Raw genomic sequence first — 26564 nt, 5'->3', positions numbered from 1 at the left:
AGGACACCCGTTGGCAGGTCACGGCTACGTGCGGCTGCGCCCGCTCGGCGACCCGGACGCGATCAAGGGCAAGGGCGTCGACCGCGAGGTCGTCCGCCGCGCCTGGCAGCTCGCGCGCCCCTACCGCCGCAAGCTCGCCGGTTTCCTCGGCATCCTCGTGCTGTCCGCCGGCGCCGGAGCGCTCCCGGCGCTGCTCATCGGCTGGATCGTCAACGCGATCACCGAGGGCGACCGCGGCCGGATCGTGTGGCTGGTCGGCGTGCTCGCGATCGTCGCGCTGGTCGAGGTCATCCTGACGATGGTCGAGCGGTACCTGTCGGCGACGGTCGGCGAGTACTTCATCCTCGACCTGCGGCGCCGGCTGTTCCGTCACGTCCAGACCATGCCGATCGCGTTCTTCACCCGGACGCAGACGGGGTCGTTGGTCACGCGCCTCAACAACGACGTCATCGGCGCGCAACGGGCCCTGACGGGCACGCTCGGGACCATCGTCGGTAACGCCATCGGCGTGTCGGTCACGCTCGCGTTCATGTTCTCGCTGAGCTGGCAGGTCACGCTGCTGTCGCTGCTGCTGCTGCCGCTGTTCATCATCCCGGCACGTGTCGTCGGCCGCCGGCTCCAAGGCCTGGCCCGACGGGGCATGGAGCTCAACGCCGAGATGAACACCACCATGACCGAGCGCTTCCACGTGGCGGGCGCGCTGCTGGTCAAGCTCTTCGGACGCGTGGACAGCGAGGTCGACAGCTTCGGCGGCCGAGCCAAGCGCGTGGCCGACATCGGCGTGTCGACCGCGATGCACTCACGCGCCCTGTTCGCCGCGCTCGGCCTGGTCGGCGCGCTCGCGACGGCGCTGGTCTACCTCGTGGGAGGGTTCCTGGTCACCGACGCGGGCTCGACCTTGGCCGTCGGCACCGTGGTGTCGCTCGGGGCGTACGTCACCCAGCTGTACGGCCCGCTCGCCCAGCTCTCCAACGCACCGGTCGACCTGATGACGGCGTTGGTCAGCTTCGAGCGCGTCTTCGAGGTCCTCGACCTCCCGCGGGCGATCGACGATCGCGAGGACGCGGAGGACCTCGAGGACCCGACCGGCCACGTCCGGTTCGAGGACCTCTGGTTCCGCTACCCGGCCGCCCTCGGGTCCTCCCTCGAATCGCTCGAGGGGCCACGCTCCGAGCACGGAGGCGACGCCTCCGACTGGATCCTGACCGGCATCGACCTCGAGCTGCCACCGGGTGCGATGGTCGCCGTCGTCGGTCCGTCCGGTGCCGGCAAGTCGACGTTGTCGTCGCTGCTCCCCCGCCTGTACGACGTCACCGAGGGCCGGGTCACCATCGATGGCATCGACATCCGCGACGTCACCCTCGACTCGCTCACGGCCGCGATCGGGATCGTCAGCCAGGACCCCCACCTGTTCCACGACTCGATCGCCGACAACCTGCGCTACGCCCGGCCCGACGCGACCGACGAGCAGCTCGAAGCGGCCTGCCGTGCCGCCCGCATCCACGACACCATCGCTCGGATGCCGGACGGCTACGGCACGATCGTCGGCGAGCGCGGTTACCGGATGTCCGGCGGCGAGAAGCAGCGTCTGTCGATCGCCCGCGTGCTGCTGAAGGACCCAGCCGTGGTGGTGCTCGACGAGGCGACCGCCCACCTCGACACCGGCTCGGAGCGGCTCGTCCAGGAGGCGCTGCGCGAGATCCTGAGGGACCGCACCTCGCTGGTCATCGCCCACCGCCTGTCGACGGTGGTCGACGCCGACCTCATCGTGGTCCTCGACGCCGGCGAGATCGTGGAACGAGGCACCCACAGCGAGCTGCTCGCCCTCGGCGGCCGCTACGCCGACCTCGTGCACACCCAGCTGGTCGAGTCGGCCACCTGACCCAGGGCGGTGACGAGCGCAGCCGGGCCGTGCCTCGTCGCCCCGGTAACGGGTAACGGGTGACGGGCCACGGTCCGGGTGACCAGCCGCCGCTCGGCGCGCCGCTGGTCACCCACTCGCGCTCCGGTCCCCCGCTACGAGGTGGTCGGAGGTTCCTCGGCTGGCGCGTCCTCGGTGGGCGCGTCCTCGGTGGGCGAACCCTCGCCCGGTGCGTCGGCGGCGTCCGTGGCGTCGGGTGTCCCCTCGGCGTCCGGGGTGGCGGCATCACCGGGGTCGGCGCTGGGTCCGGCAGCCGCCGGCGGCGGGACCGCCGGGAGCTGCGAACCCGGCATCGTCGGCGCGTCGGCTTCCGGGTCGGGCGCCGCCTCGGGATCCGGGGCCACGGGCTGAGCGTTGGCGGCCGCGGCACCGGGGTCGGCCGCGGCACCGGGATCGGGGCTCGGGCCCGCCTCGGCAGGAGGCGGCGTCGCTGCCGGCGGTTCCGGAGCGTCAGCAGCCTCCGGCGCCTCCGGTGCGGGTTCCGGCGTCGGCTCGGCCGCGGGGCCGGGCTCCGGCGTCGGCTCAGCCGCGGGTGCAGGCTCCGGCGTCGGCTCGGCCGCGGGCTCGTCACCAGCGGGTGCGGCCGGAGGCGCGTCGTCGGGGGCGGGTGCCGCTGGTGGTGGGGTCAGCGGGAGACCGGGGATCGCCGGCTGCGGGGTCGGGGTCGCAGGCTCGGCGGTCGTCGCGGTCGAGTCATCGACGGCCGGGGTGACGGGGGTGGCGCCGGCATCGAGGTGCTCAGTCGCCGGCGCGTCGCCCTCCGCTTCGAGCGCTGCCTCTGCCTCGGGGTCGGCGTCCGCGGCGATGCCGTCGGGCAGGCGCCGCTCGGTCCGACCGGAGGCCCAGTCGAGCGCCTTCTGGTGCCGGTCGTCGGGGGTGATCCCGGCGGCGACCATCTGGTCGTGCACGGCCTGGGCCTGTTCGGCGTGGCCCTTCTTCGCGTGCGCCCACATCAGTTCGCGGTAGATGGGCTCGTCGACGTGGACCTTCCCGGCGGCCAGCGCCGTGACCAGCCGCTCCGCGACGTCGAGGCCGCCCCCCTTCAGGACCGCCGCGACGACCTTGGACGCGTCGGACGAGGTCGGTTCGAGTCCCTGACCGACCATCTCGGTGAGCAGCGTGACCGCGTCGTCGACCCGCTTCGCGCGGAGCAACGCGGCGAGCAGCGTCCCGTAGTGGCGGCCGTGGGTGAGCGTGCCGGACGCCCGCAGCCGCGCGAGCAACGCCTTGGCGTCGTCGAGCCTCCCGGCTCGGACCAGGCCCTCGACGAGATCCCGGGCGAGGCGGCGGTCGGCGGGGACACCGCGCGCCACGGCCTCGTCGAACACCCCGATGGCCACGTCGAGCTCGCCGGCCTTGAGGTGACCACCGACGACCTCGACGAAGAGCTGCGGTGGCACCGGGACGCCGAGGATCAGCATCCAGTCGACGACACCGGAAGCCGCTGCCAGGCGCTTGGCGCTGAGGCTGACACGACCGAGACCCTCGAGGTTGTCACCGGAGGGGATGCGTCCGCGGTCGGCGAGCGCGAGCGCCGTCGCCCACGCCGCGTCGACGTCGCCGGCGGCGATCCGGGCGGTGAGGACCGCGTTGACGTGGAACGACGACGGCTCGGTGCCGGCGGCACGCATCGCCTCGAGCCGCGCTTCGGCGGCTTCGGCGTCACCGGAACGGGCGTGCGCGAGCAGGAGCTCGGTGTGCACCTCACCGGGGAGGGCGACCCCCGCCGAGGTGAGCCGGTCGAGCAGCTCGATCGCACGGTCGGTGTGACCCGCCCGGGCCACCATCGTGACCAGGTCGCTGGCCAGCCGCGGGTTCGGGGAGGCGCCCGCCATGATCATCAGATCGATGATGCTGCGGGTGTCCTTGATCGCACGCCGGTCGAGGCAGTCGCGCAGGAGCTGGACGTACTCGGCGTCCGTCGCCCGCTGATCGCGGGACGCCATCCCCCGCAGGACGGCCCTGGCCGCGGGGAAACGCCCCGCGGCGATGTAGATGCTCAGGACCGCCGGTGCACGGCCGGCGTCCGGCGCGCTGCCCTCGTCGTGCAGTTCGTCGAGCGCCGCGAGCGCCGCGTCGGTCCGACCCCCACGGGCCGCGGTGATCGCCATATCCCAGCGGATCGAAGGGTCCGGCGGGTGGCCGGCAGCGGTCATCTCGGCGATCAGACGCCGCGCACCTTCGAGGTCGCGAGCAGCGAGGTAGGCCTGGAGCAAGAGCTGGCGGTGGATCGGCTGGACCTCGATCCCGCGGTCCACCATCGAGTTGAAGACCTGCTGCGACATCCGCAGGTCGCCGCTGAACCGCTGCAGCGCCTCGGTGTACCTGGTGGCTTCGTCGGACACGGCGGGACCTCCCGAACGCCCGGCCGACTCGCGGGGCGTGCCGCCGCTCCGGGGAGCTGACGTCCGCCCGCGGCTCCAGCGAACCGGGCTGCGCACCTGACCCACGTGCGCGGTGGTGGCCGGCGATCGGCCGAGCGGCACCCTACCGGCCGCTCGGGACGATGGGTGGGGACTACCGTCACCAGCCACCGAACAGGAGCCGGGCGTGTCGTCGCGAGAGCTCGTGGTGCTCGGCACCGCGAGCCAGGTGCCGACCCGCACCCGCGCGCACAACGGCTACCTGCTCCGGTTCGACGGCGCCGGCGTGCTCGTGGATCCGGGTGAGGGCACGCAACGTCAGCTCACGTTCGCCGGTGCGCGGACATCGAGCATCGACCGCATCCTCGTCACCCACGCGCACGGTGACCACTGCCTCGGCCTCCCCGGCGTCCTGCAGCGCTTGTCGCTGGACGGCGTGGCCGGCCCCGTCCACGTCCACTTCCCGGCCGAGGCGACCGACACCATCGAGCGCCTCCGCCACGCCACCCCGTACCAGGACCGGACCGAGGTCGTGCTCCACCCGGACGTCCCCGGTGAGGTGGCACCCGGGCCGCCGTTCGCCATCCGCGCCATCGCGCTCTCCCACGGCGTCAGGGAGCACCCGGTCCCGACCCTCGGGTGGCGCCTCGAGGAACCCGCCGGCCGCCGGCTCGACCCGCGCCGACTCCGCCGCCTCGGCGTGCCGCGCGAGGCCCGCAGCGAACTGGTCGCCGCGGGCCACGTGGTCGTCGACGGTCGCCGGATCGAGGTGCAGCAGGTCGGCGACCCGCGCCCCGGCCAGGTCGCCGCCGTCGTGATGGACACGCGCGACGGGGACGGTGCTCGTGCCTGCGCCGACAGCGCGGACCTGCTGATCATCGAGGCCACCTTCCTCGACGATCAGCGCGAGCTCGCCGAGGAGGTCGGTCACCTGACGGCCGGACAGGCGGCCGCGATCGGCCGGGACGCCGGAGCGCGTCGGGTCGTGCTGACCCACCTCTCGCAGCGCTACCCCGACCTCGACGGACACCTCGAGGAAGCGCGGGCGGTCGCCCCCGACCTCGACCTCACCGTCGCGAGCGACCTCGACGTCGTCCCGTTCCCGCCGCGCCGCTGATCGGCGTCACAGCAGGTGTTCGAGCCCGATGACGCAGCCGTGGATCCCGCCGACCTTCCGGCAGGCGAGCAGCACCCCCGGCATGAACGAGGAGCGGTCGAGCGAGCGGTGCGAGATCGTGAGGGTCTGCCCAACGCCACCGAAGATCACGTCCTGGTCGGCCACGACCCCCGGGAGCCGCACCGAGTGCACGCGGACGTCGGCGTGGGTCGCCCCGCGGGCGCCGGGGTGGCGGTCGTCGCCGGCCGGCGCGTCCGGCACCTCGCGTCGGGCGTCGGCGATGAGCTCGGCGGTGCGCAGCGCCGTGCCGGACGGCGCGTCGACCTTCGCGTCGTGGTGACGTTCGATGATCTCCACGTGCGGGAGGTGCTTGGCGGCCTCGGCCGCGAACTCCATGAGCAGGACCGCACCGATCGCGAAGTTCGGCGCGATCACGAGGTTGGCGGGGCGCGATGCCGCGAGCTCCTTGCACACCGCGAGATCGTCGTCGTCGATGCCCGTCGCGCCGACGACCGCGTGGATATCGTGTTCGAGGAGCCAGCGGATGTTGGCACCCACCGAGGCCGGTCCGGTGAACTCGACCGCGACCTCGACGCCGGCCTCGACCAGCGCATCGAGCTCGCCCGCGACCTCGAGCTCGGAATCGATCCCCGTGACCTCACGCAGCGACGCGCCGGTGCACGAGGGGTCCACGGCGGCGACGAGGTCGAGATCGTCGGCACCGTCGACGGCACGGCACACCTCGGAACCCATCCTGCCGGCGGCACCGATCACGCCCACCTTGGTGGTCACAGCTCGCTCCTTGGCTCGATGCTCAGCCGACGACGGTAGCCGCCCCCACCCCCGCAGCCGGAGGTGACCACCTGCCGGTGGGTCAGGCCAGCGCGGGGGCGAACCGGTCGGCCTCGTCCTCGGCGAACGGCCCCACGACGGCGAGATCGGCCGGCTGCCCGAGCAGGCGGTCGGCCACCCGCTGGACGTCATCGGTGGTGACCGCGGCGATGCGCTTGAGCGCGTCGTCCACGGTCACGATCGGGACGCCGGTGGCGACCTGCTTGCCGATGCGGCTCATACGCGAACCGGTGTCTTCGAGCCCGAGGACCGTGCCGCCGGTGAGCGCTCCCTTGGCCCGGGCGACCTCGTCCGCGGTCAGATCGACGCGGACGCGGTCGAGCTCGCTGCGCAAGCACCCGAGGGTCTCGTCCACCTTGCCAGGAGCCGTGCCGACGTAGGCGCCGATCAGGCCGGCATCCCGGTACGAGGAGCTGTAGCTGTAGGTCGAGTAGCACAGACCCCGGACCTCGCGCAGCTCCTGGAACAGCCGCGACGACATGCCGCCGCCGAGGGCGACGTTCAGCACGCGTAGCGCCCAACGGTCGTCGGCGAGCTGATCGAGACCCGGGTAGCCGAGCACCAGGTGGGCCTGCTCGGTCGGACGGTGACGGATCCGAAGCTCACGCGCGCCGTACCCCGCGGGAGGCGTCCGCAGCGGGGGGGAGCCACCCGGACGCCCGAGGTCGCCGAGCAGCTGGTCGGTCAGGCGGACGAGCTGGTCGTGGTCGACCGCACCGGCTGCGGCCACCGTGATGTTCTCGGGCCGGTACGTGGCCAGGTAGTGGTCGTGGATGGTGTCGCGGTGCAGCCCGGTGATGGACTCGACGGTCCCGAGCGTCTCGAGGGCCAGCGGGTGCTGACCGAGGACGAGCTCGGAGAGGTCGGAGTGCACGAGGTCATCGGGGGTATCGAGGTGGATGTCGATCTCGGACAGCACCACCTGACGTTCCGCTTCGATGTCGGCGGGGGTGTTGCGCGCGTCCACGAGCATGTCCGCCAACACGTCGAAGGCCAGCGGCAGGTCGTCGTCGAGCACACGCGCGTAGAAGCAGGTCAGCTCCTTGGAGGTGAACGCGTTCATCTCGCCGCCGACCGCGTCGAGCGCTTCGGCGATGTCACGAGCCGTGCGCTTCTCGGTCCCCTTGAACAGGGTGTGCTCGAGGAAGTGCGACGCGCCGAGCTGGGCCGGGGACTCGTCGCGTGACCCGATGCCGACCCACATCCCGAGGGTGACGGATCGGACCGCCGGCATCGGGTCGGTGACGACACGCACGCCGGAGGGCAGCACGCTGATCTGCGGGTCCTGCACGTCAGGCTCCTCATCCACCGACGGCGGCCCCCGCAGGGACCGCCGTCGTCGAGCTACGGGGTGCTGCTCAGTCGCGCTCGCGCGACCGGCTGCGGGTGCGCGTGCGGGTGCGCTCGCCTCCGCCGTCACCGGCGTCGGAACGCTCGCCACGGTCACGACCGCCACGCTCACGGTCACCACCACGGTCACGACCGCCGTCGCTGTCGCCGGCGTCGGAACGCTCGCTGCGGTCACCACCGCCACGCTCACGACCACCGCCGCCGCCGGAACGCTCGCCGCGGTCACCACCGCCACGCTCACGACCACCGCCGCCGCCGGAACGCTCGCCACGGTCACCACCGCGGTCGCCGCCCTCGTCGCCGCCGGCCTTCTCGGCCTTCTCGGCCTTGTCACCGACGTACTCGAGCTTGAACTTGCGACCGCCGTCGAGGACGTCCATGACCTGGACGAGGACAGCGTCCCCGACCTGCACGGCCTCCTCGGCGTGGTTGAGGCGCTTGCCCGCCATCTTCGACAGCTCCGAGATGTGGAGCAGACCGTCGGTCCCCGGGGTCAAGGACACGAACGCACCGAAGTCGACGGTCTTGACCACGAGGGCCTGGTACTTCTCGCCCTTCTCGGGCAGCACCGGGTTGGCGATGGCGTTGACGCGGTCGAGGGCGTCCTGCGCGATCTCCTTGGAGCTCGCGTAGATCTTGACCACGCCGCGGCCGCCCTCCTCGTCGACGTCGATCTGGGCGCCGGTCTCCTCGACCAGCTCCTTGATGATCGCACCACGCGGGCCGATGATCGCACCGATCTTGTCCTGCGGGATGTAGACCAGTTCGACGCGCGGGGCGGTCTCGGCGACCTCCTCGCGGGGCTCGGAGATCGCCGCGTTCATCACGTCGAGGATCTCCATACGGGCGTCGCGCGCCTGCAGCAGGGCTGCCTGGAGCACGTCCGCCGGGATGCCGGAGATCTTGGTGTCGAGCTGGAGCGCGGTGATGAACTCCTTCGGACCGGCGACCTTGAAGTCCATGTCGCCGAAGAAGTCCTCGACGCCCTGGATGTCGGTCAGGGTCGTGTACTTGCCGTTCTCGTACACCAGGCCCATCGCGATCCCGGAGACGGGTGCGTGGATCGGCACACCGCCGTCCATGAGCGCGAGCGAGGTGGCGCAGACCGACCCCATCGAGGTCGAGCCGTTCGAACTCAGCACGTCCGAGACGATCCGCATGGCGTACGGCCACTGGTCGTTCTCGGGCAGCATCGGGACGATCGCCCGCTCGGCGAGCGCGCCGTGGCCGATCTCGCGCCGCTTCGGCGAACCGACGCGACCCGCCTCACCGGTCGAGTAGGGCGGCATGTTGTAGTGGTGCATGAACAGCTTCTCGTCCTCGGGGTCGAGGGTGTCGAGACGCTGGCCTTCACGGGTGGTGCCGAGGGCGAGCACGCTCAGGACCTGGGTGTCACCGCGCTGGAACAGCGAGGAACCGTGGGTCTTGGGCAGGACGCCGACCTGCGCGGTGACGGGACGCAGGTCGGTGACGCTGCGACCGTCGATGCGGAAGCCCTCGTCGACGATGAGGCGACGGACGACCTTCTTCTCGGTCGTGCGGAACGCCTCGCCGGCCTGCTTCTTGACGTCGTCGGCGTCGAGGTCTCCGACCCCGGCCTCGACGACCTGCGCGACGACCTCCTTGCGGATGACGCCGACGGCCTCGTCCTTGTCGGCCTTGCTCAGCTCACCCTGGCGGTACAGCTCCTCGACCCGGCTGGCACCTGCGGCCCAGACCGCGTCGAAGACCTCGTCGGAGTGGTCGAGGAACAGCGGGAACTCGCCCGCGTCGCGGACCCCGACCTGGTCGACGAAGGTCTGCTGCGCCTCGCAGAGCTGCTTGATGATCGGCTTGACGTCCTCGATCGCCTGACCGACGACCTGCTCGGTCGGGGCGGGGGCGCCCATGTCGATCTTGATCCAGGCGTCCGGGGTGGCCTCGGCCTCGATCATGAGGATCGCGACCTCGCCGTCGTCATCGACGCGCCCGGAGATGACCATGTTGAAGACGGCCTCCTCCTCGAGCTCCTCGAAGGACGGGAAAGCGACCCACGAGCCGTCGCGCAGCATCGCGTAGCGGACCGCGGCGACCGGGCCAGCGAACGGGATGCCCGACAGCATGGTCGACAGCGACGAGCCGTTCATGGCGACGACGTCGTAGGGGTCGAACTGGGTGGTCTGGATGATGGTGTTGACGACCTGGACCTCGTTGCGCAGCCCCTCCTGGAAGGTGGGACGCAGCGGGCGGTCGGTCAGCCGGCACACCAGGATGGCGTTCTCGGACGGCCGGCCCTCGCGCTTGAAGAAGCTGCCCGGGATGCGCCCGTTGGCGTACATCCGCTCCTCCACCTCGATGGTGAGGGGGAAGAAGGGCAGGAAGTCCTTCACCTGCTTGGACGCGGTGGTGGTGGTCAGGACCTTGGTGTCACCGAGGCTGGTGACGACCGAGCCGCCCGCCTGGGCGGCCAGGGTCCCGGCCTCGAAGGTGATCGTCTTGCCGTCGATGTCGACGGATAGCTCGTGCGTTCCGAGCGTGCCCACGTGGGCCTCCTCATTCCGTGTCTCCCGCGCACCTGCGCGGGTCCATCACGCACCATGCGTGACGGTTCCTGTCGTCGCTCCCGGGTCCGTGCCACGTACCGCGTACGCGGGGCCGGCGCATCCGTGGGGGCGGCTCGAGCCGTCGCGCTCAGCGGTGAGCGAGCGGGGCTTCGAGGCGTCGCCACGGACGTCCGACCGTCGGCGTGGGTCCGTGGAGCGAGCGGGCCGGCGCCCTCGAACGAGGGGCCGGCCCGTTGGTTCCTAGCGTCGGAGCTCGAGCTCCGCGATCAGCGAGCGGTACCGCTCGATGTCCTTACCCTTCAGGTAGTTCAGCAGGCGACGCCGCTGGCCCACCAGCATCAGCAGCCCTCGCCGCGAGTGGTGGTCGTGCTTGTGTTCCTTGAGGTGCTCGGTGAGGTGCGAGATGCGCTGCGTCATGAGCGCGACCTGGACCTCGGGGGAGCCGGTGTCACCCTCGATGCGGGCGAAGCGGCTGATGATCTGTTGCTTGTCGTCTGGAAGCGCGACGGCCAAGGGACTCTCCTGCGGGTTCGTGTGGCCCTGCACCGCCGGGCCGGGAGGCGAACCTGTCGGAGGTCGCATCCCGCCGGGGGTCCGCTCGCTGCGGCGCACGATCGCGCGCAGCTGAGTCCGACAACCCCGACGCCCGTACGAGCACGGTGAGACGACCCGGGGACGGGTCGTCGGTGCGCAGTGTGCCCGACGGGGTGCGCTCAGGGCAACCGGTGGTGCGTTGCCGCGACCCGCTCACCCTCACCAGCGGTCAGGACGGCGACCTGATCGTGCACCCGCGGCAGGCACACGACGAAGCGGGCGCCTCCCCCCGGGCGGTCGTCGATCCATGTGCTGCCGCCGTGCAGCTCGGCCAGCGCCCGCACCAGCGCGAGGCCGATCCCGGTACCCGGCGAGGCGGCCGCCCCCGCGGTCGGCCCCTGCGCGAACGGCGCGAACAGCTCGTCCTTCAGCTCGTCGGGGACACCCGGACCCTCGTCGTCGATCACGATGCTCGCGCCGACGTCGTCCGCCGCGATCCGGCAGACGATGCGCCCGTCGGCGGGGGTGTGCCGGACGGCGTTGCGCAGCAGGTTGTCGACGATGCGCTCGATCTGGGCGGGGTCGACGGCGAGCACGACCGGCTCCCCGGTCACCGTGACGCGATCCCTGCCCTCGAGACCGTCGACGACCCCGGCCACGAGCGCCAGGAGATCGACGTCGCGCCGCTCGGGGACGATGATCCCCCGCGAGAGCCGATCGACGTCGAGCAGGTCGGTCAGCAACGTCTCGAGCCGCGCCGATTGCCGCTGGACGATGTCGACCATCCGGCGACGCTGGTCGGCATCCATGGCGCCGTCGCGCACATCGAGCGTCTGGGCGGCGCCGATGACCGCGCTCAAAGGCGTCCGCAGCTCGTGCGACACCGCCTGCAGGAAGATCGACTTCATCGCGTCGAGGTGACGGAGTTCGTCCGCCGCGGCCCGCTCCCGGGCGATGACCCGCTGGAGCGCGGCCTCGGTCTCCTGCTGGCGCGTGACGTCGCGCAGCGTGCCGATGACCGTCCGTGCGCCGGCCTCGACGCCGACGAGCCGCTCCTGCAGGGCGATCCACCGGACCTCGCCGTCCGGCCGGCACAACCGGCCCTCGACCGGATCGTCGAGGAGGCCGCCGACCACGATCGCCGCGTGCAGCCGGGGGAGGTCCTCGGGGTGGACCAGCTGCCGTGCCAGCGACGGGTCCGCCGCCAGCTGCTCCGTGCGCACCCCGAGGATGTCCTCGGCGGCGGGGTTCAGGTACCGGTACCCGGGGTGGGGGGCGAGGTCGCGCAGGTAGACGCCGTCACGGCTGTGCTCGGCGACGGTCCGGTACCGGACCTCGCTCCCGACGCGCTGGCGCGCGAGCCTGGTGTCGTTGGAGAGCCGGGCGAGCACGCTGGCCACCGGCTCCGAGACCCGCGCGCCGCGGCCTGGGCCCCTGTCCGCGTCGGCGCCCGTCTCGGCGTCGAGCTGCTCCGGTACCACCTCCACCGAACTGCGGGCGGGTGACGGGTCGTCCGCAGCCTCGGCGCACCGCTCACGGACGCGAGCGAGCGCTTCCGCTCCGATGCGGTCGACGTCGGCGATCGCCGTGGCCGCCACGAGCTCGGCGGCCGCGCCGGCGGCCACCCCGTCGAGGCGGGCGTGGAGGTCGTGCTCGGCGAGCACCTCCCCGAGCCGGCGGAGGGTGACCGTGAACGCCGTCACCGCGGCGAGCACGATCAGGAAGCCGAAACCGTCGACCAGCCGCGCCGACCCGTGGTGCACGACCGTGACGGTGCCGAAACCGACGAACAGTCCGGCGGTGAGCCCGGCGACCCGCGCCCGACCACCGTGCAGCGCCCGCAGCGGCGCGATGGCGAGCAGGCTGAGCAGCACCGCACCGTTGCGCCCGAGGCCCGTCACCGTCAGAGCCACCACCAACGCGACGTCGCCGGCGAGGGGAGCTCGGCGGGTGCGGTGGACCAGCAGCGCCCAGGCCGCCATCGTGCAGATGCCGACCAACGCCACCGTGCGGTCGGGGAACCAGGCGGTCTCGGCGTCGATCAGCTCGAGCAGCTGCACGGCCGCCGCGAGCAGCAGGAAGCCCGCGAACAGGTCACGGGCGCGCGGCAGCAGCAGCAGCAGCGCGCGCGAGATGAGGGTCCCGCCCCGGGCCAGCGTCGTCATCACCCCTCCTGGGAGGGGAGTGTGGTCGAGCGGCGCGAGGCTCGTGGCCCGAGCGAGCGGTCGGCTCGTCGAGCACGTACACCTCACCCTTCTCCGCCATCGCGACCGCCAGCTTGAGCCGCTGCCGCTCGCCGCCGGACAGGGTCGTCAGGGGTTGCCCGAGTGCGAGGTACCCGAGCCCGACGTCGGCGAGCCGCTGGAGGACCTTGTGGGCTGCTGGCGTGCGCGCATCGCCGTCGACGAAGAACCCCTCGGCCTCGGTGACCGACATCGCGAGCACCTCGGCGATGTTCCGGCCTCCCAGCGTGTACTCGAGCACCGCCGGTTGGAACCGCTTGCCCTCGCAGTCCTCGCAGGTGGACTCCACGGCCGCCATGACCCCGAGCTCGGTGTAGATCACCCCGGCGCCGTTGCAGGTGGGGCAGGCACCCTCGGAGTTGGAGCTGAACAGGCCCGGCTTGACCCCGTTGGCCTTGGCGAAGGCCTTCCGGATCTGGTCGAGCAGGCCCGTGTAGGTCGCGGGGTTGCTGCGGCGCGATCCCTTGATGCTGCCCTGGTCGATCACCACCACGCCGTCACGGCCAGCGACCGAGCCGGTGATGAGCGAGCTCTTCCCGGACCCGGCGACGCCGGTGACCACGCACAGGACCCCGAGCGGGACGTCCACGTCGACGTCCCGGAGGTTGTGCGTGTCCGCACCGCGGATCTCCAGCGCACCGCCGTGCGAGCGCACCGTGTCCTTGAGCACGGCGCGGTCGTCGAGGTGGTGGCCGGTCACGGTGTCGCTGGCCCGCAGCCCCTCGACATCTCCCTCGAAGCAGACCTGGCCGCCCGACGTCCCCGCGCCCGGTCCGAGGTCGACGACGTGGTCGGCGATGGCGATGGTCTCGGGCTTGTGCTCGACGACGAGCACGGTGTTGCCCTTGTCCCGCAGGCGCAGGAGCAGCTCGTTCATCCGCTGGATGTCGTGGGGGTGCAGGCCGATCGTCGGCTCGTCGAACACGTAGGTGACGTCGGTCAGGGACGATCCGAGGTGGCGGATCATCTTGGTGCGCTGGGCCTCGCCTCCCGACAGCGTTCCCGTCGGCCGCTCGAGGCTGAGGTAGCCGAGCCCGATGTCCACGAACGAGTCGACGAGGTGCTGCAGCCCGGCGAGCAACGGCGCGACCGACGGCTCGTCGAGGCCGCGGAGCCAGTCGCCGAGGTCGGTGATCTGCATCGCGCAGACGTCACCGACGTGGCGGCCATCGATCAGCGACGAGCGGGCTTCGGGACTCAGCCGGGTCCCGTCGCAGTCCGGGCAGGTCGTGAACGTCACGGCCCGCTCCACGAACGCGCGGATGTGGGGCTGCATCGCGTCCACATCCTTGGACAGCATCGACTTCTGGATCTTGGGGATCAACCCCTCGAAGGTGAGGTTGACCCCCTCGACCTTGATCTTGGTCGGCTCGGCGTACAACAGCGTCTGGAGCTGCTTCTCGGTGAACTTCCCGACGGGCGTGTCCATCGGCAGTCCGGCGCCGCTGAAGATGCGGCCGTACCAGCCGTCCATGCTGTAGCCGGGGACGGTGAGCGCGCCGTCGGCGAGCGACTTGGTGTCGTCGTACAGCGCCGTCAGGTCGAAGTCGGTGACCTTGCCCATCCCCTCGCACCGGGGGCACATGCCGCCGAGACGGTTGAAGGTGGCCTTCTCGGCCTTCGTCTTCCCGCCGCGCTGGACGGTGATCGCGCCGCTCGCCGAGACCGACGGGACGTTGAAGGAGTACGCGTTCGGCGGGCCGATCGAGGGCTGTCCGAGCCGGCTGAACAGGATGCGGAGCATCGCGTTGGCGTCCGTCGCGGTCCCGACCGTGGACCGGGGGTTGGCGCCCATCGGTTCCTGGTCGACGATGATCGCGGTCGTGAGACCGTCGAGCAGGTCGACGTCGGGACGCGCCAGGGATGGCATGAAACCCTGGAGGAACGCGCTGTAGGTCTCGTTGATCATCCGCTGGGACTCTGCGGCGATCGTGCCGAACACCAGGGAGCTCTTGCCCGACCCGGACACGCCGGTGAACGCTGTCAACCGGCGTTTCGGGATCTCGACGCTGACGTCGCGGAGGTTGTTCTCCCGCGCGCCCTGGACCCGGATGAGATCGTGGCGATCGGCGGGGTGCTGGGCTGCGGCCGACGTGTCCACCCTCGTACCCGTGCCCATCGTGTCTCCGTGTCGCCGAGGACGTCGGAGCCAGGCTAGAGCGTCACCGCGATGCGTTCGCCCTGCGCGTCAGGTCTGTCGCTCCCACGACCCGTGGGCCCCCCACCCTCCCCCGGAACGCCCCCGTCACACCGCGGCCGGAGGCTGGACCCGTTCGCCCGCGGAGGAGGCGTCCTGGCGGCAACGCCCCCTGCGGCCGCCCGCGGGCAGATGGACATCCTCGGAGGCTGGGACCCGCCCGCTCACGTCCTGGCGCGGTACGGGTCGACCGCGCACCGGCCGCTGACACCGAGCCGGGACCCGGGTGGCGGAGCCGAGGGTCAGAGCTCGGAGGCCACGAGGTCGCGGGCTTCGGCGGCGTCGGCGGCGATCTGGGCGCGGAGCGCCTCGAGCCCGTCGAACCGTCGTTCGCCGCGCAGCCGGTACAGGAAGGTGACGTCGAGGTACTGGCCGTACAGGTCGGCTTCGTGATCGAGCAGGTGGACCTCGACGATGATGCCGTCACCGTCGAAGGTCGGCCGCGTCCCGACGTTGGTCACCGCGCCGTAACGCCGGTCGCCCACGGTGGCGACGCCGGCGTAGACCCCGTTCGCCGGCAGGAGCCGACCGGCGGGGATGTCGACGTTCGCGGTCGGGAAACCGATGGTGCGCCCCCGCTGATCGCCGCGGACGACCTCGCCAGCGAGGTTGAACGGGCGTCCGAGCGCGCGGTTCGCCCACGCGAGGTCACCCTCCTCGCCGATGCGCCGACGCACCTCGCTGGAGCTGATCGGGGCACCATCGAGCTCGATGAGGGTCACCGCCTCGGTCGCGAAGCCGTAGCGCTCCCCCGCGTCGGTCAGGGTGATCACGTCGCCCGCGGCTTTGTGACCGAACCGGAAGTTGGCGCCGACGATCACCTTGGTGGCCTGCAGCCGCTCGACGAGCACCTTCTCGAGGAACACGTCGGGACCGAGCGACGACAGCCCCGTGGTGAAGGCCAGCACCAGGACGAGGTCCACGCCGACGCCGAGCATCTGGTCGATGCGAGCCTCGAGCGGCTGGATCGCCAGCGGTTCGGTCCCCGGGCGGAGCACCGCCGCGGGGTGCGGGTCGAAGGTCACGGCGACCGAGCGGACCTGCTGATCACTGGCTGCGTCCACGGCGCGGCGCAGCAGGACCCGGTGGCCGCGGTGGACCCCGTCGAAGTTGCCGATGGTCACCACCGAGGGCCCCTCGACGACCTCCTCGAGCCCGTGAACGACCGCCGGCGGACCGACGTCGTGCGGACCGACGTTCACACGTCCTCCGGGCGGCTGTCGGGTGCGGGACCGAGCTCCTCCGGCCGCGTCCACACCAGCTCCGCGCGCGACTCGGCACCCGACGGAGCGTAGACGCCGACCAGGAGCTGCCCGGACCGCACCGCGACCGGACCCTGGTAGCCGGACCCGAGGGCAGGCTCGAGCAGCGAGGTGGGGAGCTTGCCGCCGTGGGCGAGCCGGCGGACGAGGTCGTCGTCGGTCACCTCGACCGTCGGCAGGGCGCGGGAGACGGCGGTGAGCGGATCGAGCAGGAGCGCGTCGAGCTGTCCCTGCTCGGCAGCCTCACGCACGGCGGCGATCGTGTGCGACTCGTCGACGGTGAACGGACCGTTGGCCACCCGTCGGAGCGCGGTCAGGCTGCCGCCGACCCCGAGCGCCGCACCGACGTCGTGGGCCAGGGTGCGCACGTAGGTACCCGCCGAGCAGGTCACGAGGAAGGACGCCTCCGGGTGGTCCGGATCCGATCCGCCGTACCCGTCGAGGATGAGGTCGTGCACCGTCACCCGGCGGGGCTCACGTTCCACGACCTCACCGCGACGGGCGATCTCGTGCAGGCGTTCCCCACCGACGCGGACGGCGGAGACCATCGGCGGGACCTGATCGAGGTCACCGACGAACCGGGTCAGAACCTCACAGAAGGTCCGTTCGTCGACGTGGCCCGCGGGGGTCCGAGCGACGACCTCGCCCTGCGCGTCCTGGGAGGTGGTCTCGACGCCGAGCACCATCCGCGCCGCGTAGGTCTTGGTCCCCGCCTGCTGGAGGAACGGCACGAGCTTGGTGGCGCGTCCGAGGCAGGCGACCAGGACGCCGGTGGCGGCCGGGTCGAGCGTGCCCGTGTGGCCGACGCGGCGCTGGCCCGCCGCTCGGCGGACGTCCTGGACCACGTCGTGCGACGTCGGCCCGAGGTCCTTGTCGACGAGCAGGACCCCGGCACGATCGGGTTCACCTTCGCGACGTCGCCTAGCCACCGCGGACCTCCTCGAGAACCGCGACGAGGCGGTCGACGACCTCGTCGAAGGTGCCCTCGGCCGTGAACCCCGCCGCGCGTTCGTGGCCACCCCCGTCGAACCGTGCCGCGACCACGCCGACGTCGATCGCGCCACGTGAGCGGAGGCTGATCCGCCAGGCGCCGGTCGTCTCCTGCCGCCCGACCATCGCGACCTCGGCGACGTCAGCGGTGCGGACGACGTCGATGATCGCTTCGGTTGCCTCGAGGCCAGCGCCGGCCTCGGTCGCGTCCTCCGCCGTCACGTGCGCGTGCACGAGCCGTGCCTCGGGAACGAACGTCAGACGTTCGAGCGCTCGGGCGAGCAGCGTGAGTTCACCGACGGTCCGGGTGCCGAACAGGCGGCGGGTGAGCTCCTCGTGCGCGACGCCGGCCTCGATCAAGCGTCCCCCGAGCTCCATCGCCGCCCGGTCGGTCGTCGCGTGCTGGAATCGTCCCGTGTCGGTCACCAGGCCGACGTACAGGCACGTGGCGAGGTCGACGTCGAGGTCGACGTCGAGCCGGCGGAGCAGCTCGTCGACGATGACCACCGTCGCCGCGGCGCGCGCTGCCACGAGGTGCACCGTCCCGAACCGGGTGTTGGTCGGGTGGTGGTCGATGACGATGACCGGCGCGCCGGCCGCGAGCAGCGGCTGCAAGGCGCCGAGCCGTGAGACCGACGCCGAGTCGACGCTCACGAGCAGATCGACCTCGTCGACGGGGATGTCGGAGGGGGCGACCAGATCGTCGATCCCCGGGAGGTCGGCGTAGGCGGCTGGGACGCGCAACGGCTCCTCACCCCACGTCGGCAGCGTCCGCGCCCCGCGACGGGACAGGGCGAGGTGCAACGCGAGCGCGGCACCGAGCGCGTCCCCATCGGGACCGATGTGCGCCGCGATCACGACGGTCCGACCGTGGTCGGCAGCGTCCTGCAGCCGCGCGACGACCTCGTCGACCGCGCGCGGGTCGAGGTCGGTCAACCACGGCGAGGCGATCTCGGTCACCGTCACGACGGAGCGTCGTCGGTCGGCTCGTCGTCGGCCGCGTCGTCACGCACGCGACCCTCGTCGTACTCGCCGGTCGGCTGCGCGCCCTCGACCGGGACCACCGGTTCGATGCGGCGGAGCAGGTCCTCGACGCGGGAGGCCTGTTCGACCACCGGGTCCGGCTCGAAGGTCAGCTCAGGTGTGGTGCGCAGCTTGGCGCGGCGCGACACACGTCCCTGCAGGCGCGGGGCGACCGAGGCGAGGCCATCGGCGACCTCGGCGGCGGTCGGGACCCGATCACCGCGGGTACGACGGGGGTCGGAGGACAGCACCCCCGGGTCCAGGGTCGAGTAGAAGACCAGCGCGTGCTCGTGGTCGGGGGTCACCTGCGCCTCGGTGAAGGTGACGAACGCCAGGCGCGGGTCCGCCACCTCGCTGTCGACGAGGTCGGCGACGGCTTCACGGACGGCCTTGTCGACCCGCGGGTTGCGCTTCCTGGCCACGGTGGGCTCCTGTCGGTGCGGTGGTTCGGTCTAGAGCGGTGGGTCGGCGTCGAGCACGTCGACCACGTCGACCACGTCGATGACCTCGACCCGGGGGTCACGTTCGACGATGGCCGTCAGGCGGTCGAGGACGCGGTCGACGCCGGTGGCGCTGCCGCTGACGGTGCTGATACCGAGCGCCGCTCGCTGCCAGCGCTCCTGGTAGCCGACCTCGGCGACGGCGCAGCCGAGGTCGTTCTGCAGCCGGGCGATCGTGGCCTTCACGAGGGCCCGCTTGCCCTTCAGCGAGTCGATGCCCGGCAGGTGGAGATCGACGCGCGCCACCCCGTGGTGGACGCGACCGGCATCGTCACGTGCCACCTTCGCCCTCCTCGGTGCTGGTGTGTTCGAGTGAACCGGCCCGGACGGCTGACGGCCCCGCGTGGCGGGGCCGTCAGCACGGGGACCTCAGCTGAGGTGTGGATCAGTCGCGCTCGACCTCGACGGTCTCGAAGGCCTCGATGACGTCCCCCTCCTTGATGTCCTGGAACTTGTCGAGCCCGATACCGCACTCGAACCCGTCACGGACCTCGTTGACGTCGTCCTTGAACCGGCGCAGCGACGACATCTTGTTGTCGTCGGCGATGACGACACCCTCGCGGATGACGCGGATGCCGGCCTCGCGACGCACGACACCCGAGGTGACCATGCAGCCGAAGACGAACCCGATGCGCGGCACCTTGAAGATCTCGCGGACCTCGGCCTCGCCGATGATCTGCTCGCGGAATTCGGGAGCCAGCAGCCCCTTGACCGCACGCTCGATGTCCTCGATCGCCTCGTAGATGATGCGGTAGGTGCGGACGTCCACACCCGAGCGTGCGATCTCGTCGCGGGCGTTCGGACCGGGGCGGACGTTGAACGCCACGATGATGGCGTCCGACGCGTCCGCGAGCCGGACGTCGGCCTGGGTGATGGCACCGACGCCCTTGCTGATGACCCGGACCTGCACCTCGTCGAGTTCGAGCTTGAGGAGCGCGTCCTCGAGCGCCTCGGCGGAACCCGACACGTCGGCCTTGATGATGACGTTGAGGGTCGCCTTGTCGCCAGCTTGTACCGCCGAGGTGAACTCCTCGAGGGTCGAGGGGCGACGGTCGGCGAGCTCCTTGCGACGCTCGCGGGCGGACCGGCGTTCGGCCACGTCGCGGGCGAACCGCTCGGCGTCGACGACGCGGAACTCGTCGCCGGCTTCCGGCACGTCGTTGAGGCCGATGACCTGCACCGGTCGCGCCGGCAGGGCCTCGGTGACGTCGTCGCCGTTCTCGTCGAACATGGCGCGGATCTTGCCGTCCGCCGTCCCGGCCACGAGGATGTCCCCGCGTCGGAGCGTGCCGGCCTGGACCAGCACGGTGGCGACCGGACCACGGCCCCGGTCGAGGTGGGCCTCGACGACGCGACCGCGAGCGTCCTTGTCCGGGTTGGCCTGCAGCTCGAGAAGGTCGGCCTGGAGCAGCACCACCTCGATCAGGTCCTCGAGACCCAGACGCTTGAGCGCCGAGATCTCGACCATCGGGACATCGCCACCGAAGTCCTCGGCGATGAGGTCGTGCTCGGTCAGCTGGGTCTTGACCTTGTTCGGGTCAGCTCCCTCGACGTCGATCTTGTTGATCGCGACGACGATCGGCACCCCGGCCGCCTTGGCGTGGGTGAGCGCCTCGACGGTCTGCGGCATGACGCCGTCGTTGGCGGCCACGACGAGGATCGCGACGTCGGTCACCTGCGCACCACGGGCACGCATGGCCGTGAAGGCCTCGTGACCCGGGGTGTCGATGAAGGTGATCGTGCGGTCGGCGTGGCGGATCTGGTACGCGCCGATGTGCTGGGTGATGCCACCCGCCTCCCCGGCCACGACGTCGGTCTCGCGGATGGCGTCGAGCAGCAGGGTCTTGCCGTGGTCGACGTGCCCCATGACGGTGATGATCGGGGGCCGGTCCTCGAGGTTCTCGGGGTCCTCGGGGGCTTCGATACCGAACTCGAGCTCCTCCTCGGACATGAAGTAGACGTCGAAGCCGAGGTCGGCACCGAGGATCTCGACGGTGTCGTCCGGCAGCGTCTGCTGCACGGTCGCCATCTCGCCCATCTCGAACAGCTTCTTGACGAGGGCCGCGCCGGCGACGTTCAGCTTGTCGGCGAGCTCACCGACGGTGATGCCCGAGAGCACCTCGACGCGGTCGACGGTGATCTGTTCCTCGAGCGGGACGTCACGACGCATCGGACCCCGCGAGAGCTCCTGCTCCGCGGGCGACTGCTTCTCGCGCTTCTTCTTGCGACGCTTGCCGCCGGGGCCGGGAGGACCTCCGCCGGGGCCACCGGGACCGCCGCCGGGACCACCGGGACCGCCGCCGGGACGCGGACCGCCGCCCGGAGCCGAGCGGTAGGGCGAGCTCGGACCGGGGCGTGCGCCACCGGGACCGGGACGCGGACCACCGGGACCACCCGGGCCGCCGCGCTGCGGCGGACCACCGCGGCCAGCCGGCGGCTGACCCGGAACAGGTTGGGGACGCGCCGGCGCGGAACGCAGCGGCGGCGGGATCGAACGCCGGCCGGAGCCGGTCTGCGGCAGGTTCTGCTCGGCCCGACGGCGTGCCTCTGGCGAGTCACCCGTGGCGGTCGGCGACGCCGGTGGACGTGCCGACGGCGGACGCAGGGGCACCTCGCCGGGCTTGAGGCGTGGTGGCGGCGCGCCGGGCATCCGTTTGGCCGGGGGCGTCGCGGGCGGTGCAGCACCTTCGTCGCCGGCGGCCGGAGGGGTCGCGGACGGCGCGGACGGCGGGGAGCCGGCCGCCGCGGCGGGTGCGGCGGGTGCGTCAGCCGCGGGCGGGCTGGCGGGAGGGGCAGCGGGCGGCGTGGCCGGCGGCGACGATGCTCCCGCGCCCGTTCCGCCGTCCTGCTGACCGCGAAGGTGGGGCGGGAGGACCTTGGCGGCCTTCTTGCCCTCGGGCGGCGCTGCGGCCTGCATCGAGCGGTACCGCTCGAGCTCCGCGCGCTCCTTGTCCTTGCGCGCCTCATCCTCGGCCTTGCGCTCCGTCTCGCTCTTGCCGAGCGATTCGCGGAAGCGGGTGCCGTCGGGGCCGGCGACCGAGGACGAGTGCGAGGACGCATCGATCCCGAGGTCGGACAGCCGTCGGAGGACCTCCTTGTTGTGGAGGCCGGTCTCCTTGGCGAGCTCGTAGACGCGGACCTTGTCGCTCACGTGCGGGAACTCCTCACGGCGCCGTGTTCGGGCGCCTGGCCACCCCGGGGTGCGGGGTGCTTGGGCGTCACCCCGATCTCCGGGGTGTTGTGACGTCACCCCGCGCTCGGGGTGTTGCTACCGGTGACCCGTGGTCGGGTCGTGGTGGGTGCTGCGACCTCGCAGCGGAGCTCGTCGAGCGCCGCGCGGATCTCCGTCTCGGGGGCCCCCCGGAGCGCCCGCCGGACGGGTCCGGCGCCGCGCTGACCGGCGGCTTCGATGCAGGAGAGCTCGGGGCAGATGTTCGCGCCCCTGCCGGACGCGCGTCGCCGCCGGTCGTAGCGGACCCCCGCGGGGGTCCGTGCCAGCCGGGCCAGCTCATCCCTCGGCCGGGTCCGACGACAACCGACGCACGTGCGCACCGGTCCCACGTCCGTGGGTCGAGGCTCGCGCATCTCGCGCTGCAAGGGTACTCCCTCCGGGCGGTGGGACCATGGTGGACATCCGACCGACGCGCGGCGCACGTCGGGCGGCCGGGACCGGACCCGCACGGAGCGGTACCGGCGCCGGCGGGTGGATCAGGCGTCGGCCTCCGTCGGCGTCGTCGCCGGTGCTTCCTCGTCCGAGTCGTCGTAGTTGGCCTGCCGGACCTGTTCGGCGGACTCGTACGCGGCCTGGATGGCCTGGGTCCCCTCGTCGGAGAGGGGGTTGCCGTACTCGTCGATCAGGCCGGCGTCGAGCGCCTCCTGGAAGGCGCGCTGCTCCTCGGCGAACTGCGACTCGGACTTGATGTCGATGCGCCACCCGGTCAGCCGGGCCGCGAGGCGGGCGTTCTGGCCCTCGCGTCCGATGGCCAGCGACAGCTGGTAGTCGGGCACGATCACGAGCGCCGTGCCGTCGTCGGGGTAGAGGTAGACGTCGGTGACCTTGGCGGGCGACAGGGCGTTGCCCACCAGGCTCTCGGGCTCATCCGACCACCGCACGATGTCGATGCGCTCGAGCTCCTCGGTGTGGAGCTCCTTCTGGATCCCCCGCGCCCGCTGACCGGCCGGGCCGACGCACGCGCCCACCGGGTCGACCTGCGGGTCGTTGGACATCACGGCGACCTTGGTGCGGTGGCCGGCCTCGCGGGCGATGCCGCGGACCTCGACGATGCCCTCCTCGATCTCGGGCACCTCGAGCGCGAACAGGCCGACCACGAGCGCCGGGTGGGTGCGCGAGGCCACGATCTGCGAACCCTTGAGCTGGCGTCGCACCTCGATCACGACGGCCCGCACGTGCGCACCGTGGTCGAGCCGCTCGTTGGGGATCTGTTCGGAGTAGGGCAGCAGCGCTTCGGTCCGGCCGAGCTCGAGCAGGGTGACGTTGCCCTGCTGGCTGATCTGGCCGGCGATGATGTCGCCCTCCCGGCCGACGAACTCGCCGTAGGTGGCCTCGCGCTCGGCCTCGCGCAGGCGCTGCAGCAGCACCTGCTTGGCGGTCTGGGCGACGATGCGGCCGAAGTCCTTCGGCTCCTCCTGCCACTCGCTGACGATGTTGCCCTCGTCGTCGAGCTCCTGGGCGAAGAGGGTCACGTCACCGGTGACGCGGTCGACGATGACACGGGCTTCGTCGCCGGTGGCCTGAGGGGAGCGCTTGTAGGCGGAGGCCATCGCGGTCTCGAAGGCCTCGACCACGGTGATGAAGTCGATGGACTTCTCGCGCTCGATCTGACGCAGGGCGTCGAGGTCGATCTTCAACTCGTGGCCTCCGTTGCGTTCGTGGTGGTTCCGGTGCTGGTCCTCGCCGCGTACGTCACCACGGCAGCACCACCTTGCCGTGATCGATGTCGGCGAGGGGCACCCTGACGGGCCCGTCGGCGGTCTCGAGGGTGACCGCGTCGTCGTCGGCGCCGGTGACCTCGCCACGCAGGGTGCGCGGATCGCCGAGCTCCTCGCGACGGATCACGTCGACCTCGCGGCCGGTGTTGCGGGTGAAGTCGCGGGGTCGACGCAGCGGGCGCGTCGCACCGGGGCTGGTCACCTCGAGGGTGTAGGCACCGGGGACGAGGTCGGTCTCGTCGAGCACGTTGCCGACCTTGCGGGACAGCATCGCGATGGTGTCGACGTCGAGCCCGTCCCCCGGGCCGATCGCGTCGGCGACGAGCTTGACCACGCGGCGACCCTGCTGACCCTTGACCTCGACGTCGACCAGGTCGACCTCGAGCTCCTCGGCCAACGGCAGCGCCAGCTCACGCACCCGCGCGGGGAGCGTGGTGTCGTCTGGGCGGGCCATCGGGGTGCCTGGTGTCGAGAGCGTGCTGATGGTGGTCCCACGACAACGGCCGGCCCCGGCGGGCCGGCCGTCGCGGTGGACGTCCGTTGTCGTGTGCGGTGGGTTCGCTACCGGGTGCTCGAGCCCGAACGCACGACGCGGGCCGTAGCCCGCGTGGACGCCGAGACTACCAGCGACGCCACACGGTCGCACCCGCGCGATCGCGGGCGGCGGCACGGACGAGTCGCCCAGCGATCAGAAGCACGCACCGCGCGGGAGACCGAGGTGGGTCACCCTCACCAGCCATCGACTGAACGCAGGAACGTATCGAGGTCGATGGCCGGAACCCCGAGCCGCTCGCAAGCAGTCGCGAGGCCGATCCTCGGGGGCCGATCGATCCGGTCGTTCGTGACCACCTCAACGTCAAGAGCCACTGCCTGTAGATCCAGGGCGAGAGCAAGCACGTAGGGGTCTGCTGGATCGGTCTCAGCATCCACATCGATCAATTCGAGGCCGACTTCCTGCATGACCCGTTCGAGGTTCGCTTGGCTACAGAGAACGGGGTGCTGCAGGTGCGGCTCGATACCGAGGAACCACGCCTCCGGAATGTCGGTGTGGCGTTGACCCCGCGCTTCGTTGATGACTTGCTTCGGCACCGCGATCCGTCCCACGAGCACCAGCGCCTTCAAACGCTCGAAGAGAGCCCACTGGCGGTCGGCCGGTACCTCGATCTTCGCTCGGAACACCGAACTCGCATCGAGTATCCAGACCGTGTCAGCCACCGGACGCCGACGCTCGCGTGAGGTGCCGGAGTTCGTCTAGTTCTTGGCCATCGAGCCGAAGAAGGTTCCGCGCATCTCGTTCGGTGAGACGGTTCCGATCCAATCCGTCGAGCAAGACCTGGGCTGTGCGGGGTCCGAGTTCACCGAGCCGCTGCACCGCAGCGGGCCGTCCACCAGGTGGGCCGCCGCTTCGCTTCTGACGATCCCCACCGCGCGCCACCTTCTCGACGGCACCGTAGAGGCTTCCTGGCGCGAGGCCCAGATCGACCAACCGCAGCGCAGCGGCTCGCAAACTCGTCCGAAAGCGTTTCGCGACCTCTCGAGCCAGCTGGAGATCCTCGATCGTGGCGTCACGTTCCGTCCCGAGCAGCGCCAGCTGCCCGAGCACCGCGCCCTGTGGCAACAGGACAGCTGCCGCGACCCGATCACACCAACGTTCGTGCTTCCCGCCGTCCGTGTAGTTCCCCAAGGGCGGCCCGCAAGCCGCTTGTGAGCGACTCGCCAGGTGCGCGAGCTCGTGCATGAGCGTGAACGTACGCGCTTCGATCGTCTCAGCTGAGTTCACGGCGATCATCGGAGCAACGTCGTGGGTCAGCGAGAAGCCTCGGACACCGTCGGCCCCGAGACGAAGGGTGAGTACCAGGACCCCACGTCGCTCGAGCGCGGATCGCCAAGCGGTGAACCCGACTGAGGGGGAGGACCACCCGCGCTGCTCGGAGTTGCTCACCTGGAGCCAGGAGCGGAGCACACGGGCCACGTCATCCGGCTCGTCGCCGAGACCGGCCGTCGGGAGGAGCGCCGTTCCGCCACCCTCCTCGGCGATGAGCTGCGCCAGGTACCGCTGCAGCCGACCAGCGCGCCGGAGCTGAAGCCGCTCGTCAGGTCCTAGTTCACGCGATCCCCATCCGGCAGCGGTTCGTAGATCAGGGGGCAGCGATGAGGACGGGGGTCTCGGAAGGAGAAAGGCTGACTTGGGCCTCTTGAGATGGCGAGCGAGCTTGGTCCACTCACCAGCGGTCGGTTCATCCGCTCCGGAGACCCACGAGTCGAGAACGTCGACCGTCACACCAACCGCCTCGGCGAGCACCTCGGGAGCCTCCCCGCTCTCCGCCATCGCCCATTCCAAGACGGACGGGTTTATAGACACGGTCGACGCGCTCATGTTGACCTCCGTCTCCAGTGTGACAGCTGCCAGCGACACGGGTGATTAGACGTCGTAGACCTTCAGGACCTCGTCGCCGTAGTGGTTGATGACCTTCACCGCGATTCGGCCCGTGCTGGGCACCGGGAAGGGACGACTCGTCGTGGCGTACAGGCTGTCCCACGCATCGGCATCGATGTCGGCCTTCAGCGCCCTCTGCAGCTTGGTGTACGGCTCATCGGCGCCCGTGAAGTAGGCGTGGCGCACGAAGAAGGACTCGCCGTCGTAGTCGGTGTCGACGAACCAGCAGGCGATGTCGTCGGTCGAGTCGGACCGGACCTCGCCGGTCGTCGGGTCGTAGAC

Annotated in this window: 20 protein-coding genes and 1 pseudogene; 2 read left to right on the top strand and 19 right to left on the bottom strand. The window is 71.5% G+C overall.

Going from position 1 to position 26564, the window contains the following annotated elements; translation table 11 throughout:
* Nucleotides 1-10 precede the first annotated feature (10 nt).
* Nucleotides 11-1882 (top strand): ABC transporter ATP-binding protein, encoded by a 1872-nt coding sequence (locus tag WEB03_RS12755; protein ID WP_368071327.1) that lies wholly within the window; start codon nucleotides 11-13, stop codon nucleotides 1880-1882.
* A gap of 134 nt (nucleotides 1883-2016) precedes the next feature.
* Here the strand turns inward: WEB03_RS12755 and WEB03_RS12750 are convergent, their stop codons facing one another.
* On the bottom strand, nucleotides 2017-4266 hold the full coding sequence (locus WEB03_RS12750; protein WP_368071326.1) for a hypothetical protein: 2250 nt from the start codon (nucleotides 4264-4266) through the stop codon (nucleotides 2017-2019).
* 205 nt (nucleotides 4267-4471) lie between these two features.
* On the opposite strand from WEB03_RS12750, the gene WEB03_RS12745 reads away from it, so the two are divergent.
* Complete coding sequence (locus WEB03_RS12745) at nucleotides 4472-5401, top strand: ribonuclease Z (protein ID WP_368071325.1); 930 nt, start codon at nucleotides 4472-4474, stop codon at nucleotides 5399-5401.
* 6 nt (nucleotides 5402-5407) lie between these two features.
* On the opposite strand, the gene dapB is transcribed toward WEB03_RS12745, so the two are convergent.
* From dapB to WEB03_RS12655, 18 genes and pseudogenes are all read right to left on the bottom strand, one after another.
* Nucleotides 5408-6193, bottom strand: coding sequence for a 4-hydroxy-tetrahydrodipicolinate reductase (gene dapB / locus WEB03_RS12740; protein ID WP_368071324.1), 786 nt, complete (start codon nucleotides 6191-6193; stop codon nucleotides 5408-5410).
* An 82-nt stretch (nucleotides 6194-6275) separates the two neighbouring features.
* Nucleotides 6276-7544 carry a M16 family metallopeptidase gene (locus tag WEB03_RS12735; protein WP_368071323.1) on the bottom strand — a complete coding sequence of 423 codons (1269 nt, stop codon included), beginning with the start codon at nucleotides 7542-7544 and terminating at the stop codon, nucleotides 6276-6278.
* A 67-nt stretch (nucleotides 7545-7611) separates the two neighbouring features.
* Nucleotides 7612-10125, bottom strand: coding sequence for a polyribonucleotide nucleotidyltransferase (locus WEB03_RS12730; protein ID WP_368071322.1), 2514 nt, complete (start codon nucleotides 10123-10125; stop codon nucleotides 7612-7614).
* A 261-nt stretch (nucleotides 10126-10386) separates the two neighbouring features.
* On the bottom strand, nucleotides 10387-10659 hold the full coding sequence (rpsO, locus tag WEB03_RS12725) for a 30S ribosomal protein S15 (protein ID WP_368071321.1): 273 nt from the start codon (nucleotides 10657-10659) through the stop codon (nucleotides 10387-10389).
* Between the two features lie 200 nt (nucleotides 10660-10859).
* On the bottom strand, nucleotides 10860-12845 hold the full coding sequence (locus tag WEB03_RS12720; RefSeq protein ID WP_368071320.1) for an ATP-binding protein: 1986 nt from the start codon (nucleotides 12843-12845) through the stop codon (nucleotides 10860-10862).
* Nucleotides 12775-15042 (bottom strand): ATP-binding cassette domain-containing protein, encoded by a 2268-nt coding sequence (locus tag WEB03_RS12715; protein ID WP_368071319.1) that lies wholly within the window; start codon nucleotides 15040-15042, stop codon nucleotides 12775-12777. Before WEB03_RS12715 ends, WEB03_RS12720 begins: the two co-directional genes overlap by 71 nt.
* A gap of 320 nt (nucleotides 15043-15362) precedes the next feature.
* Entirely contained in the window at nucleotides 15363-16322 is a 960-nt protein-coding gene (locus tag WEB03_RS12710) for a bifunctional riboflavin kinase/FAD synthetase (protein ID WP_368071318.1), read from the bottom strand.
* Complete coding sequence (gene truB / locus WEB03_RS12705; RefSeq protein ID WP_368071317.1) at nucleotides 16319-17311, bottom strand: tRNA pseudouridine(55) synthase TruB; 993 nt, start codon at nucleotides 17309-17311, stop codon at nucleotides 16319-16321. The genes WEB03_RS12710 and truB overlap by 4 nt, the downstream gene beginning before the upstream one ends.
* A complete protein-coding gene (locus tag WEB03_RS12700) occupies nucleotides 17304-18338 on the bottom strand; it encodes a bifunctional oligoribonuclease/PAP phosphatase NrnA (protein ID WP_368071316.1) in 1035 nt (344 codons plus the stop codon). Before WEB03_RS12700 ends, truB begins: the two co-directional genes overlap by 8 nt.
* Nucleotides 18335-18817 carry a ribosome-binding factor A gene (locus tag WEB03_RS12695; RefSeq protein WP_368071315.1) on the bottom strand — a complete coding sequence of 161 codons (483 nt, stop codon included), beginning with the start codon at nucleotides 18815-18817 and terminating at the stop codon, nucleotides 18335-18337. Before WEB03_RS12695 ends, WEB03_RS12700 begins: the two co-directional genes overlap by 4 nt.
* Before the next feature lie 30 nt (nucleotides 18818-18847).
* Nucleotides 18848-19177 carry a DUF503 domain-containing protein gene (locus WEB03_RS12690; protein WP_368071314.1) on the bottom strand — a complete coding sequence of 110 codons (330 nt, stop codon included), beginning with the start codon at nucleotides 19175-19177 and terminating at the stop codon, nucleotides 18848-18850.
* A gap of 103 nt (nucleotides 19178-19280) precedes the next feature.
* Nucleotides 19281-22046 (bottom strand): translation initiation factor IF-2, encoded by a 2766-nt coding sequence (gene infB, locus WEB03_RS12685; protein ID WP_368071313.1) that lies wholly within the window; start codon nucleotides 22044-22046, stop codon nucleotides 19281-19283.
* A gap of 95 nt (nucleotides 22047-22141) precedes the next feature.
* Nucleotides 22142-22480, bottom strand: a complete 339-nt coding sequence (locus tag WEB03_RS12680) for a YlxR family protein (RefSeq protein WP_368071355.1) — start codon at nucleotides 22478-22480, stop codon at nucleotides 22142-22144.
* 123 nt (nucleotides 22481-22603) lie between these two features.
* A complete protein-coding gene (gene nusA / locus WEB03_RS12675) occupies nucleotides 22604-23764 on the bottom strand; it encodes a transcription termination factor NusA (protein ID WP_368071312.1) in 1161 nt (386 codons plus the stop codon).
* Between the two features lie 55 nt (nucleotides 23765-23819).
* The gene (gene rimP / locus WEB03_RS12670) at nucleotides 23820-24299 is read right to left on the bottom strand and encodes a ribosome maturation factor RimP (RefSeq protein ID WP_368071311.1); all 480 of its coding nucleotides are present in this window, start codon (nucleotides 24297-24299) and stop codon (nucleotides 23820-23822) included.
* A 275-nt stretch (nucleotides 24300-24574) separates the two neighbouring features.
* On the bottom strand, nucleotides 24575-25060 hold the full coding sequence (locus WEB03_RS12665; RefSeq protein ID WP_368071310.1) for a DUF4411 family protein: 486 nt from the start codon (nucleotides 25058-25060) through the stop codon (nucleotides 24575-24577).
* A complete protein-coding gene (locus WEB03_RS12660) occupies nucleotides 25053-26174 on the bottom strand; it encodes an ImmA/IrrE family metallo-endopeptidase (RefSeq protein ID WP_368071354.1) in 1122 nt (373 codons plus the stop codon). The genes WEB03_RS12665 and WEB03_RS12660 overlap by 8 nt, the downstream gene beginning before the upstream one ends.
* A 93-nt stretch (nucleotides 26175-26267) precedes the next feature.
* Nucleotides 26268-26564: pseudogene (locus tag WEB03_RS12655) on the bottom strand (site-specific DNA-methyltransferase); the annotation flags it as partial.

The sequence above is a fragment of the Nitriliruptor sp. genome (assembly GCF_040882075.1).
Taxonomy (GTDB): domain Bacteria; phylum Actinomycetota; class Nitriliruptoria; order Nitriliruptorales; family Nitriliruptoraceae; genus Nitriliruptor.
The sequence above is the reverse complement of the archived record's forward strand: the minus strand, read 5'-3'. Positions and strand labels throughout refer to the sequence as shown.